General features: G+C 66.1%; 13 protein-coding genes. 4 read left to right on the top strand and 9 right to left on the bottom strand.

The window, feature by feature from the left end; all coding sequences use genetic code 11:
- The first annotated feature begins 6 nt into the window (after window positions 1-6).
- From H9638_RS05270 to H9638_RS05260, 3 genes are all read left to right on the top strand, one after another.
- Complete coding sequence (locus H9638_RS05270) at window positions 7-759, top strand: TSUP family transporter (protein ID WP_191746145.1); 753 nt, start codon at window positions 7-9, stop codon at window positions 757-759.
- A 436-nt stretch (window positions 760-1,195) separates the two neighbouring features.
- Entirely contained in the window at window positions 1,196-3,109 is a 1,914-nt protein-coding gene (locus H9638_RS05265) for an HNH endonuclease (RefSeq protein ID WP_191746144.1), read from the top strand.
- A 203-nt stretch (window positions 3,110-3,312) separates the two neighbouring features.
- Window positions 3,313-4,635, top strand: a complete 1,323-nt coding sequence (locus tag H9638_RS05260; RefSeq protein ID WP_191746143.1) for a cell division protein PerM — start codon at window positions 3,313-3,315, stop codon at window positions 4,633-4,635.
- A gap of 96 nt (window positions 4,636-4,731) precedes the next feature.
- On the opposite strand, the gene H9638_RS05255 is transcribed toward H9638_RS05260, so the two are convergent.
- The gene (locus H9638_RS05255; protein ID WP_191746142.1) at window positions 4,732-5,175 is read right to left on the bottom strand and encodes a hypothetical protein; all 444 of its coding nucleotides are present in this window, start codon (window positions 5,173-5,175) and stop codon (window positions 4,732-4,734) included.
- A 39-nt stretch (window positions 5,176-5,214) separates the two neighbouring features.
- On the opposite strand from H9638_RS05255, the gene purN reads away from it, so the two are divergent.
- Entirely contained in the window at window positions 5,215-5,802 is a 588-nt protein-coding gene (purN, locus tag H9638_RS05250) for a phosphoribosylglycinamide formyltransferase (protein WP_191746141.1), read from the top strand.
- 179 nt (window positions 5,803-5,981) lie between these two features.
- Here the strand turns inward: purN and H9638_RS05245 are convergent, their stop codons facing one another.
- The 8 genes from H9638_RS05245 to H9638_RS05215 form a co-directional block, all read right to left on the bottom strand.
- Complete coding sequence (locus H9638_RS05245; protein WP_191746140.1) at window positions 5,982-7,334, bottom strand: MFS transporter; 1,353 nt, start codon at window positions 7,332-7,334, stop codon at window positions 5,982-5,984.
- 237 nt (window positions 7,335-7,571) lie between these two features.
- Window positions 7,572-8,576, bottom strand: coding sequence for a helix-hairpin-helix domain-containing protein (locus tag H9638_RS05240; protein ID WP_191746139.1), 1,005 nt, complete (start codon window positions 8,574-8,576; stop codon window positions 7,572-7,574).
- Window positions 8,576-8,785, bottom strand: a complete 210-nt coding sequence (locus tag H9638_RS17140; RefSeq protein WP_404799637.1) for a ComEA family DNA-binding protein — start codon at window positions 8,783-8,785, stop codon at window positions 8,576-8,578. Before H9638_RS17140 ends, H9638_RS05240 begins: the two co-directional genes overlap by 1 nt.
- A 26-nt stretch (window positions 8,786-8,811) precedes the next feature.
- Window positions 8,812-9,108, bottom strand: a complete 297-nt coding sequence (locus H9638_RS16790) for a hypothetical protein (protein ID WP_225217120.1) — start codon at window positions 9,106-9,108, stop codon at window positions 8,812-8,814.
- 497 nt (window positions 9,109-9,605) lie between these two features.
- A complete protein-coding gene (locus H9638_RS05230; protein WP_191746137.1) occupies window positions 9,606-10,076 on the bottom strand; it encodes a hypothetical protein in 471 nt (156 codons plus the stop codon).
- Window positions 10,073-11,026 carry a 4Fe-4S single cluster domain-containing protein gene (locus tag H9638_RS05225; RefSeq protein WP_191746136.1) on the bottom strand — a complete coding sequence of 318 codons (954 nt, stop codon included), beginning with the start codon at window positions 11,024-11,026 and terminating at the stop codon, window positions 10,073-10,075. Before H9638_RS05225 ends, H9638_RS05230 begins: the two co-directional genes overlap by 4 nt.
- A complete protein-coding gene (locus H9638_RS05220; RefSeq protein ID WP_191746135.1) occupies window positions 11,007-11,219 on the bottom strand; it encodes a DUF2997 domain-containing protein in 213 nt (70 codons plus the stop codon). The genes H9638_RS05225 and H9638_RS05220 overlap by 20 nt, the downstream gene beginning before the upstream one ends.
- Window positions 11,220-11,306: 87 nt before the next feature.
- Window positions 11,307-12,938 (bottom strand): AAA family ATPase, encoded by a 1,632-nt coding sequence (locus H9638_RS05215; RefSeq protein WP_191746134.1) that lies wholly within the window; start codon window positions 12,936-12,938, stop codon window positions 11,307-11,309.
- Between the last annotated feature and the right edge of the window lie 35 nt (window positions 12,939-12,973).

The raw sequence follows: 12,973 nt of genomic DNA, 5'->3' as shown, positions 1-12,973 counted from the left end.
TTTGGCGTGACTACCGGACTTCTAATTGTGGTGCTGACCTCGATCTTTATCGGCGCAGTGGCCCAGCGAATCGCCGGTCTCGGCTTCGCATTGCTTATTTCCCCCTTCCTGGTCATCATCCTTGGAGCCCATGGCGGCGTCCTGATGGTGAACGTCTGCGGATTGATTTCCTCCCTCCTGATCATGTTCCGCGTCTGGAAAGAGGTGGACTGGAGTATGTATCGCTGGCTGACGGCAGCTGCGGTTATCGGTACGATTCCTGCGTCAATTGCAGCCGTTTACCTGCCGGCGGCACCGATGGCCGTCATTGTTGGCGGGATTGTGCTGGTTGCACTTGGGGCATCGCTGGTTTTGGCACGGAATTCCGTGGTGGTGACCGGCAACAGGGCCAAAGCGATTGCTGGATTCGCCTCCGGTGTTACGAATGCCGTGGCCGGAGTGGGCGGTCCGGCGGTCAGCGCCTACGCGGTGCTGGCGCGGTGGCCGCAGCGCCCCTTTGCCGCGACGCTGCAGCCGTTTTTCGTGACCATGGGGATCGTTACCCTGAGCGTCAAGCTCATAGTGGCCCCGGGGCAGATGCCTCCGTTCAGCACGCTGGCGTGGATCCTGATCGGCGTCCTGATTGTGGCTGGTATTTATGCGGGTGAGCAGCTCCAGAAACACATCAGCGACGAACATGTACGGTTTGGCGTCATTGTCATCGCCTTCATTGGTGCCGCGGCGGCCATGGCCAAAGGACTGTTCGACCTTTACGCGTAACCGGAGCCATTCCGGACCGCTCGCCGGCACCGGATCCGGGCCTCCCGGCGAAGCGAGAAATAAGTAGGTAGCAGCTCCGGAAAGTCCCGTAATTGGTGGCCCCTCGATGGGCCGTTTTTCGGCTTCAAATGTCGGTGGCAGCTGAAAGTGTTGGGGTATGAAGCGCTCCCCGGGCACACCGTTTTCCCGGTCCACGGACCGGGAAAACGGCGGTGCGCCGGGTGCTCGCCCGAGCGTCCATCACGGGGGTTCTCCCGGGGCCGGGGCTTCCGGACACGCCGACGGGGCAAGGGCTTTCGGGACTTCAGGCACCAGCACAAATCACGACGCCGGTCCGGCGTCCGGTGCCTTCGACGCCGAAGGGGCGGGTTCCGCCTCGAGTGGCGTTCGTGGTTCTGCTGCCGTTTTTTGTGCTGATCCTGCAGACGATCCGGCCGTGGATTTGGCGGACGTGCCGGAGGGGCTCGATGGGCGCTTGTCGCTGCGTTCGGTGGAGCTGCTGGGGTTTGCGGAAACCGTGGGTGCATTGGAGCGGCTCGGGGCGCTGATCTGTTGGGCCCAGGCGCAGCAGGCAAGGGCCGCGACGCGGCTGGAAGAGCTCTTCGCCCGGGACATTGCCCGGGCTGCCGGCCGAGAGAACCCGGGTTTGGCGTTGTCCCTGGCGGCAGCTGAGGCGGGTGCACTGCTGAATCTGCCGCACATGAGCGCAATGCGTCTGGTGAGTGAGTCCTCCCGCTTGAGCCGCGAGCACCCTCAGACCCTGGCACGGCTGGCCGAGGGACGGATCGGGTATCAGCACGCGCGCATCATCCTGGACGAAACCCAGCACGTCCCTGACACGCCGGACCCGGATGACGGCGCGAATCACGACGCCGGTCCGGCTGACGGCGGTGGCGGCACTGGAGCGGATGTTCCCAGTCAGGGGGAGGACTCCCAACCCACATTGGACCTGCTGGGCCAAGGCAACGCCGATGACGGCGCGGCCGCCCCGGATTCCGCAGGCAGCCGGGGTTCTGCGGATTCGCCGGACGCTTTGGGAAATGCCGATGCTGAGCCGGTAAGCATGAGGCAGCGTTTCGAAGCGGACCTGCTGAGCACGGCCGAGGGCCGAACAGCAGCTGGATTTGGGAAGAAGGCCCGCCGGCTGCGGGAGTCCCGGTTCCCCGAGACAATTTCGGTCCGGCACCGGGATGCGCTGGAAAAGCGGCGGGTGTGTTTCGAAGCGTTGCCGGATGGCATGTCCTGTTTGACGGCTTTTATGGCCGCGGAGCGGGGGCAGGCCATCTACACAGCGCTGTCAGGCGCGGCCCGCGCCGGCAAAACTGCCGGCGACCCCCGAACCATGGACCAGCTGCGCGCGGATGCTTTCGCCACGGTAATGCTCGACGGCGGCGGCCCGGGGGATGCGCTCCCGCCAGCCGTGCGCCGGGAGGGAACGACCCGGCCGGGGGATCCTGCAATCTCGAAGATTCCTGCAGTCTCCAAGATTCCTGCAATCTCGAAGATTCCTGCAGCTCCAAAGGTTCCTGCAGTCCCGGACATCCCTCCAGCTCTGGCCGGAAAATCAGGGCAACCGACGGATGGAGCTGAGGGCGCCGCGCCAAGGCGGGGCAGCCGCCGGGCGGATCGGCACCGGGGCAGATTCCGGACGAAGACGGAGGTGATGGTCCTGATCAACCTCGATACCCTCGCCGGTTTGGATGAAGCCCCCGCTGAGTTGAACGGATACGGCCCGATCAGTCCTGAGGCCGGACGACGAATGATCCTGCAGGCCCTGAGCTGGACACCGCTGTTGCAGGACCCCGCCACGGGGGAGATTCTCGGGGTGGGGCGAAGGCGACGGATCCCTGCCGGTTTGAAACGCTGGCTCCAGGCCCGGGATGGAACCTGCCGGTTCCCCGGCTGTGCCGTCAGCGTGACCCGCTCCGAAATCGACCACACCCGACCCTGGGCCCGTGGCGGGCCCACCGAGCATTCGAACCTGGAGCATCTTTGTCCCAAACACCATCGATTCAAAACCCTCGGCCATTGGAAAGCACGCCAACCGCAGCCCGGCACCATTGAGTGGACCTCACCAGCCGGTCAGGCTTATCGCACCGAAGCGGCCCTCGACTATCTTGGCCGTGAGCCTGCGGGGCCAGGTGCGGGGCCAGGTGCGGGGCCAGATGCGGAGACAGGTGCAGGTGTAGGCGGAGCTGCGGTGACAGGTACAGACGTGGATGCGGGCACAGCTGCAGGTGACGGCCACGCCTCAGGCCTTGGTGCTAGCAACAAACGTGGTGCCTGGGTGAGTGCAGGCACAGGCGCAAGACCTGACGAGCGGGAAGATAACGACCCACCACCGTTTTAAGGTTCGTCTGGAGCCTGGAGCCTGGAGCCTGGAGCCTGGAGCCTGGAGCCTGGAGCCTGGAGTCTGGAGTCTGGAGTCTGGAGCCTGGAGCCTGGTGCCTGGACTTCACCGGAGCCGAGCGCCATGCGCCCCCGACACTATGCGCCGACTCACACCTGGTACCTGAAGGGTGCGCATGGCCCCCAATGGCACGATAGAAGGCGATGAAACTCTTTAAACGCCCGAAGAAGCCGGGTGTGGTGCCCATGCCACTCTGGCTGCAGGGAATGTTCGAACTGGGGCAGGCCGCCGTGCTGTCAGCCCTGGTGGTCATCCTGCCGCTGAGCGGGGTCTGGGCCGCGAACGGATTCTCCGACCGAGACTACGCCTCCCTTGCCCGGTTGAGCGGCCAGGCCTGGCTGCTCCTCCATGGAGTACCGCTGTCCCTGACGTTCCCAGCGGGGACTGTCGGGCCGGATGAGACGGGAGGGCTTCTCTCTCTCATCCCACTGGGCCTGACCCTCATCCCCTTCTTCCTCGCCTGGCGCGCAGGCCGCCGCCTGGCCCGGGCGTCCTACACGGACCAGCTGTGGCAGGCCCTGCTGGGTGCGCTCGGGATCTACGCCCTCGTTGGAACGGCGGCCGCTTACTTTTCGGCGAATGACGATGTCAGAATCTCGCTCGTTGCCGGCGGACTGGTGCCGCTCGTCCCGGCTGGTTTGGGCCTCATTATCGGCGCACGCCGGGAAGCCGGTTCCTGGGTACGGCTGATCGGGGTGGACCTAACCGACTGGATCGCGCGGACCAGCCAGCATTCCCGCTGGGCCGGCTCCTATCTCTGGGCCGCTGTACGCGCCGGCGTTGTGGGAATCAGTGCAGCACTGGGCCTGTCGGCACTGCTGCTGGTCGCAGCGCTGGCACTGAACTGGGCACAGATGGTTGCTATCTATGAACGGCTCGACGCCGGAATCATCGGCGGAGTGGTGCTCACCGTGGCCCAGCTGGGCCTGATCCCCAACTTTGTCGGCTGGACCCTATCCTGGGCCTCGGGTGCTGGCTTCGCCCTCGGTACCGGCAGCACGATCAGCCCGTTGGAGACAACGGTCGGGCCGCTGCCGGCCTTGCCCGTGCTGGCTGCGCTGCCCGGCGGACAGATGGAATTCGCCTACGCCGCACTGCTGATCCCGGTTGCGGCGGGAGTCCTCGCGGGTTGGTGGTTCCTCCGTGAGGGGGAGAACCATTTCGATGAGTGGCTGGCTATCAAGATCCATGCCCGTTGGTTCACCGCCCCGGTCTCGACCATCGCGCTCGGTGGAATCATCGGAATTGCTTCCGGATTGTTTGCCATGGCGGTTGCCTTGATATCCAGGGGATCTCTCGGGGTCGGACGCTTCGCGGAGATCGGCCCGGAACCGCTCTGGACCGGCGTCTGGGTGGCTGCGGAAGTCGCCGTCGGCGCCGTCATTGGCTATGCGGCGGGTCCCTGGCTGGAACACGAAAAGCGGCCCCGTCCGGCGGCATCAGAAGACGTCCTGGACCACGTCTAAGCACTTTCGACACAGCGCCTCCAAAACAAAGCACCTGCCAGACGTCGGCACCGGCTCTGGTAAACCGCCACGGCCCACAGGCCGGCGCTCGGCTGCTTACGGTTCGGGGATCATTCCGCCGAAGGTCATGTAGTCCTGCACGCAGCTCTCCGTAGCCTGGACGGTCAGCGCAGACTGCATGCAGGTTTCGTACTTGGCGGTCATCGGCCACAATGCCACCATGGCGGCGAGCCCCAGGGTCATGAAGGCAGTTGCGGCCAGGCCCATGGACACGAGGACCCGGAGCATCCGGTGCATGCCGAAACGAATGATCTTGACCATGGCCATGATGCCAACCACCAGGGCGGCAACGCCCAGTGCCAGGGGGAGGAGCTTCCACGGCAGGGCCAGTTCGGAGCTGATCAGCATGGCCGCGAGTAGAGCGATAAACACCCACAGGAAGGACCTGGCTTCTTTGGTCTGCGCCTCGGTCGGTTCGGGCTTGCGGGCAGCCGGAGGAAACGGCGGTCGCGCGTTGAGTGGAGGGCCGTCGTTGTTCATGGATTAAGCCTAGGCGACGCTTGGACTTAAGGTTGACACATGCGAATTGTTGTTCTGGTCTCCGGCACCGGCTCTAACCTCCAGGCCGTCATCGACGCCATAGCCGCGGGGGACCTGAACCTCGAGATCGCCGCCGTGGGGGCCGACCGTCCGGATACCTACGGTGTCGAACGGGCCGCTGCGGCAGGATATGAAACCTTCGTCGTGAATTTCCGCGATTATTCCGTCCGCGCTGACTGGAACCGGGCACTGACGGAGAAGGTCGCCTCCTATTCGCCCGACGTCGTTCTGTCCTCGGGGTTCATGCGGATTGTCGACGAGCACTTCATCGACGCTTTTGCCGGCCGCTACATCAACACCCACCCGGCGCTGCTGCCCTCCTTCCCCGGCGCGCACGGCGTCCGCGACGCCCTGGCCTACGGTGTGAAGGTGTCTGGCTGCACGGTGCACATTGCCGACGCCGGCGTGGACACCGGCCCGATCCTGGCACAGGCAGCAGTGGAGGTGCTCGACGGCGACACCGAGGAATCGCTGCACGAACGGATTAAGGTCCAGGAACGCCGGCTGCTGATCGAAACCCTGCGGCAGCTGAGCGCCGCGGGCGTTCCTTCCCTCCCGCAGCGCTGACCACCAGCCTGTGGGACCTCCCGCGGGCACCGGCCGTTGCAGCAGACTTGTTCCGCTGACTGGCGGGCACTGACCGGCCGAACGTTCGATCCCGCGGGTCCTGCCGGTCTTCGCCCCTGCCAGCCGCTGACGCGGAACCGGCCGGAGACACACGTCCCCGGCCGGCACCTGCAGAACGGTTAGTCCAGTGCCGCGCCCCGGGTCTCCGGAGAAAAGCGGGCCATCCACAGCACCGAAGCCAGGACCAGCACGCCAGCAACGGCAAAGGACAGCGGCAGGCCCAGATACGGCCAGAGCACCGACACGAAAAGCAGCGGGCCAAGCCCTGCCCCAACCCGCGACGCCGTGGACGCCCACCCGAAACCGCTGGCACGCAGCCTGGTCGGGTACAACTCGGACACATACGTGTAGAGCACCGGTATGGCCACCTGCACCACGAACCCGTAAATCAGCAGCCAGGTGGTTGCCGCAGCCGGAACATCCACGACGAGTGCCACCACCACCAGGGATGCTGCGGCGGCGGGACCGGTGACGGCGAGCAGCCACTTGCGGCCGACACGTTCCACAAGCAGTGCAGCTGCGATCACGCCCAAGAGACCGACAGCGGCCATGCCCGACGTCGTCAGGAAAGCCTTGTATTCGGCGAACCCGGCATCAACCAGGATCTTCGGCATCCACTGCAGGGCCAGGTAGTAGACCAGCAGGAGGGTCACAAACAACGACCACGCAGTCACTGTCGATTTCGGATTCGAGCGCCACAGTTCCGTCAGCTGGCTGCCCATGGTCTTCAGCGAGAACTTCGCTGCAGGCTCGGGTTCGGGAAGCCGCCATTCGGTCTGGGTCCCGCCGGTGCGCTCGATCAGGTCGTTAATGACCGCCTTGGCCTCTTCCGTGCGGCCCTTGCGGACGAGGAAGAGTGGCGATTCGGGCACTGAGCGGCGCACCCAGAAGACCAGCAGGGCGGGCGCCACCATGATCAGCATGGTCCAGCGCCAGTCCGCGACGGTCGCCATGATCACCGCGGAGGTGATGCCGCACAGTGCAGCGCCGACCGGCCACCAGCCATCCATCGCCGTGAGTACCCGTCCGCGCTGCTTTCGCGGGGTGAACTCACCGACCAGCGCGTAGTCCACCGGCACACAGCCTCCGAGCCCGATGCCGGCGAAGAACCGGAAGACGCAGAACCAGGCGATATCGGGAGCGAATGCACCCAGAACAGTAAAGATCGAAAAGATCAGCAGCGTGGCTGTGAAAGCCCGCTTGCGGCCGATCGCATCGGCGATAGAGCCCCAAAGGAACGCCCCGATCGCCATGCCCAGCAGGTTGGCCGTTCCAATCCAGGCCGCCTGGGCTGGCACCAGGTCCCATTCCTTGGAGAGCAGCGGAATCAGAACGCCGTTCAGCGTGACGTCCCAGGCGTCGAACATAAAACCAAGCCCGCCGATGATGAAGATCCTGCCTTGGACCCGCCAGCGCCAAGGCAGGTTCTGGACTACCTCGTCACCCGCCGGGAGGGTGTGTGTTGTGGTCATGGGGGAGGGCCTTCCGCCGCAGGAGGGGGAGTTATAGTCAATTTCGTCGAAACTCGTGCAACTGTACAACGAATTTGACAGAATCGCCCCCCGACGCCGGAACATCGTGACTTTTTTCGGCTCGCCTCAAGTCCCGGTGCAGAGGTCGACGAAGGGCCAGGCGCAGGGTCGGGCAGAGGCCCCCGCGGAGTTGAGGGGAGGTGGGGCGCGGCCCGGGAGGTGGCTCCGGAGGCCGCCTCAGTAGTCGACCCGGCGCCCTAATCCTGGCTGAACGGAAGCAACCCGGCAGGACAGACGGTTCCGGATGCGCAGGAAAACATGGGGCTGGAGCGCGAGTCTTTCGGCAAATTGCTCGACAGACGCATAGGGCCGTCCCTGCCGCAGACTCACCGCACGGGCCGCCAGCCCGGCGTCAAAACCAGGCAGAGCGGCGAACGCCGCCGCAGAGGCACTGTTGACTTCCACCGGCTCCATTTCAGGACCTGCCCCGGCCGCCAGCGGTTCCCGCTTGGGGGCGGAACCGGGGGCGGCGTTGGGTGCAGATGCGGGTCCAACGCCGCCCGGGGCACGTGGTGACTGGCTGTGTGCGGGGCCGGGGCTGTGTGCCGGGCCGGGGCCAGAGACAGAGTCCTGGACGCTGCTTGCCCCCTGCCATGCGCCGCGTTTGGCCGCCGCAGGGGTACCTGCCTGAGGCTGTGGGGCATGCTGGCGGCTCCCAGGCGGCGTGCTTGCGCCGTCTGGACCCGGTCCCCGCCGATGCGTGGCCGCTCCGGTGCTCACCCTGCCGGAGCCCTGGGGCTTACCCCGTTGCCGGCCCGCCGGGGTGCCGGTGCGGGAGGTCTTCGCTGCTCCACCCCTGGTCCGCCTGGCCGGGATCGACGGTGCCGCGGGGAAGGCGGCGTTGACATCCTTCCGGGCCGCCCACTTGATTCGCAGGTACTCCCGGTTGGCTCCTGCCGCGAAGGCGCTGCCGCCCAGCCAGACGGCCATAAGCAGCCAGTCGGAAGCCTCACGCTGCCAAATGGCAGCACCGCTCAGCCAAACCATGGAAGTAAGGGAGGCAGCAGCCAGCCCAGCGCCGAAGGCCATCCAGGCCGGGCGCCGGGAAGCGACGGCTACATAAAGGATGATCCAGGGTGCCGCCAGTCCGAAGGTACCCACGCACATAAACACCCAAAGACTGTTCCGGATCTTCCACGCGGTGGTGGGCTGCTCGGATTCGCCGGCACTGGCAGCGCTCATCAGTAGTCCACCTTTCGCCCGAATCCGTTGGCCGAGGACCTGCCGGGTCCGTCGCCGAAGCGTACCCGGCCGCGCAGCCGGTCGGTTACCTGAGGTCCAAGATTAAGCCGTTGACCATAATCCTCAAGCGACAGGAAGGGCCCCTCCTGCATACGCAGGCGGACCGTCTGGGCGGCGCGCTGGCGCCCGATCCCCGGAAGCTGCCGCAAATCCCGCTCCGATGCGGCATTAACGTTCAGCAACAGGGCGCCAACGTCAGCGCCGGAATGCGGCGCTCCGGCAGGGACGGCACCCCCGAAACTCCCTGATCCGGGGCGCGCGGATGCGCTCCCCGTACCGCGCGTTCCCGCACCGCGGCCTCCCGTACCGCGCCCTCCCATGGAACCGGAACCGGAACCGGAACCGGCACCGGAGCCGGCACCGACCCGAGCAGAGGCACGGCCACCCGCAGCCTGTCCATCGTTACTCCCAGCGAAAACACCAGCGTCATGGCCACCGGCACCACCATCGGAACCACCGCTTCCAGAAACACTGTCCTCCGAACTGCCGGCGTAGAACGCCCCTGCCTGGATACCGGGATCTGACAGCAGGAGAGCTGCCGGGCTCCCGGGTGGCCCCGCGAGTCCAGCTGCCGGAGCTGTCCCGGCACCCTGATCAGCTCCCGCAGTCTCGCCCCGTGCTTTTCGGGACGAGGACACGGGAGCCGCCCACCAGCATCCGCGCAGCCAAGCCGGAGTGATGATCAGGCAGTGCATGGTCCCAAGGATCCAGATGAGGGTCCGCAGGATAGGCCCAGCGTCCTCGTTCATCAGGAAGGAAACCGCTGCGGCTCCGGTGTAGACAGCACCGGGCCAGAGAAAGTTCGACGCCCTGGCCCGCCAGCCGAGAAGCAGCAGCACCGGTCCCGTGAGCAGTCCCATGGAGAGGACAGGGGCCAGGATCCAGAGACTGCGCCGCAGCATCCATCCGTAGCCCGGGGCTGCGGGAACCGAATCCGCCGGTGGTGCAGACATGGCCGGTGCAGACATGTCAGGCGCGGACGTTCAGGACCAGAGTGACAGTGTTGTCTTCCTCCACCGTTTCGGACTGCAGCTGGAGATTCGCGCCGCCGGCCCGTTCCTTGAGGCGCTGGACCACGGCCGACTGCACCCGGCGGGCATAGGCAGAATCGAGATCCTGGAGGATCGTTTCAGCCTGTTCCAGGCTCGCTTCGGGACCGTCGAAGTGGACTGCCCAAACGCCGTCGTCCCCGCAGGTGAACATGGCTACGTGCTCCTGCCAGGCCGCGGTAATTCGCCCAGGGCCGGCTTTCCGGACGACTCCGCCGGTATCGCCAATGGCAAGCTGCAGCAGGCCGATGTCCTTCATGCGCGTCTGCACACGGAAATGCGCTGTGTCATCAGCGGGATTGACGGCCTTCTCCATGGCTGCGGCGGCAGCTGACATCGCCGCCGGCAGGGCCGCCATAGCCGCGGGAATCAGCAACAGGGATACGCTCATGGTGCCTCTTTCGATGCAGCGCCCGAAGGCACGGTGGGGGATGGGCTGCGGGCGGGAACCGGCCGGTTCAGCCCGTAGAGGAGGTACTCCAGCGCTGCCGTTTCGGCCCAGCCGTTAACGGCGACCGTCCCGTCCGGAGCGACCCGGACTTCCAGCCGGTCACCGCCGTCCGGGGAGCTGGCCGGCGAAGAACTGGGATTGCCGTCCGCACCGGGAATCCTGCCGCGGTACCGGTCGGTGAGAGCCCGCAGGCCCTGGTTCGTCGAGCCGATCCAGGGGCGGATCCGTTCCGGCCGGCCGGCGAGGTACGGTCCGTCAGCGAGCAGGTCGGTAGCTTCCAGCAGCGCCGAGATATCGGGGCGTTCCTGCGCCCACCGCTGCAGGTCCGGATAGGTGTAGCCGGTGAATGTCATCACGCCCAAGCCCGCCCTGCGGAACGCGGAGGCGACGACGGCGGCAGCGGCCGCCTGCTCGAATGGTTCGCCGCCCAGCAGGGTCAGGCCCTCGGCACCTGCCCGGACGGCCTGCTCCACAAACAGCTGGGCTTTCTGTGAGGTATCCGCTTCCTTGCCTCCGCGGGCGCTCCACAGGTGGGGATTGAAGCACCCGGGACAATGGATGGAACAGCCCTGCAGCCACAGCGCAGCCCGTTTGCCTGGTCCCTCCGCCTCCGTGGCGGCAAGGAAGCGGGCATAACGCAGGACGCCGGCGGGGCCGGCTGGGGGAGCGGAGGAATTGTGGGGCGCGGCGATAGTGAGGGGCGCGGAGGAGTACTGGGGCGAAGCTGACTCAAGCAGCGCCGCTGCGTTGCGGGGCGCGGAGGTCTTAAGAGCCTGGGCGGTATCCAGGGGTGCTGCGGAACCGCGAGCCGCATCCCCGCGCAAAGCGCGCCCGGGAGCACCATTACGGTCCCCGGACCCGACCGCCGGGTCAGGAAGCCGAGTGCTCATTGCGCGCCTCCACAACGGCGTCGACTGCCGTGCGCGTGTGGTCCTCCGTATAGCTGCTGGACTCAGTTGTGGCGTCGAGCAGGTCCTCGAGGACAGTGATGTAGTCCAGGCACTCATCACCGTAAATGTTGCGGGTGTCAGCGAAGACGCTGCCATCGGGCCGGACGCTGACGATCAACTGCTTGTTGTGCATTGTTGGCTCCTTACAAAGTCCGGCGAAAAGGGGAAAAGCCAGCCTGGATTCCGGGTAGATCGAGATGCTCCAGCAAGTCGGCAACTCCTAGAAATCGACGGTTCGTCCTCCACGGTCCGGCACCGGTTGTCCGTGAGCGGCCGCGGGAACCGGCTGGGACGCAGCGTGTGCCGCGTCGTCGTCGAGGTCTCCGCTGGCCGTGGCACCCACGGCGCGCAGCCGTGCCCACGAACGGATGCGGCCGATCTCCTCTGCCTGGGTAACCGACAGCGGAATCATGTTCAGTACGGCCCGCTCCAGGTCCGGGACCGTGACCGGGCGGTGTTCGGCGAACGCATCGTAGAGGGCGGCGACCACAGCCTGCTCGATTTCGGCACCGGAGTAACCCTGGCTGGCGGAGATCAGGGGTCCCAGTGCCTCCGGGGCCACGGCCACGGCAGCCAGCCCGTTCGCGGGGGTTGCCCGGCCCTGAAGCTGAAGCTGCCAGATGGCCGTGCGTTCGGCCTCGGTGGGCAGATCGACAAAGAAGATTTCATCGAACCGGCCCTTCCGCAGGAATTCCGGCGGGAGCCGGTCGATGTTGTTGGCCGTGGCCACCACGAACACCGGATGCTTTTTCTCCTGCATCCAGGTGAGAAAGGCAGCGAAGACACGTGAGGCAGTTCCGGAGTCACCGTCTGAGGAGGTTCCGGCGAAACCTTTCTCGATCTCGTCAATCCACAGCACACAGGGGGAAATCGCCTCGGCGGTGGCCAGAGCGCTGCGCATGTTCTGCTCGCTGGAGCCCACCAGCCCGGCGAAGACCCGGCCAATGTCGAAACGCAGCAGCGGCAGGCCCCAGGAGGCAGCTGTCGCCTTGGCCGTCAGGGACTTGCCACAGCCGGGAACCCCGGTGATCAGGGCACCGCGGGGAGACGGCAGGCCGAAGGCCGCTGCCTCTTCCAGCCAGGAACCCTGGCGCCGGGAGAGCCAGCTCTTGAGATTGTTGAGGCCGCCGACCTTGTCCAGATCGATGCCGGCGTCGACGTAGTCCAGCACCCCGGACTTGCGCACCGCCTGCCGCTTTTCCTCCAGCACCGTCTGGATGTCCGCGGCACAGAGCCTGCCGTCGTTGACCATCGCCCGGGCGAAGGCATTTTCGGCCTCGGCCATGGTCAGTCCCAGAGCGGCCTGGACGATGCCCTCATGGTCCGCGGGGCTGAGGTCAACCGTAATGGGACCGCCGTTCTGCGCGATCATGGCGTCCAGCATGGCCGCGAGCTCTGCCCGTCCCGGCAGCGGGAAATCGACGATGGTGAGCGCTTTTTCCAACTCGGGCGGGATCCGCAGCACCGGCCCGGTGACGACCAGTACCCGGGGGTGTACACCGGTCCGGAAACCGGCGGCGACGTCGCGGACCCGGCGGACCACCTCGGCGTCGGCCGGGCGGTGGTCGCTGCCGAAGAACGCGTGCAGGTCACAGAAGAGGTAGATCGCGGCTTCCTGGGTGCCAAGGGCCTCCTCCAGTGCGCGGGCGGGTGCTGCCGTACCTCCCCGACTGCTGCCATCCGGGCGGGTCAGGCCGGTGGCGGCGTTCCAGGTCCACACCGTGCGCGGAGTGCGCTGTGCTTCAGCGATGCGCAGAATCTCGGCCTGCAGCCGGTGTTCCTCATGTGTCTGCACATAAATCACAGGAACACGGGCCTTCAGGGCCTGCTCAAAATTCTCACTAAAAGTCATCTATCCCCCCTACACCACTACTTTAGCCCGGGAGC

This window comes from Arthrobacter pullicola (genome assembly GCF_014836875.1).
GTDB lineage: Bacteria > Actinomycetota > Actinomycetes > Actinomycetales > Micrococcaceae > Arthrobacter_B > Arthrobacter_B pullicola.
Note: the sequence above shows the minus strand (reverse complement) of the source record. Positions and strands in the feature narration are given on the sequence as shown.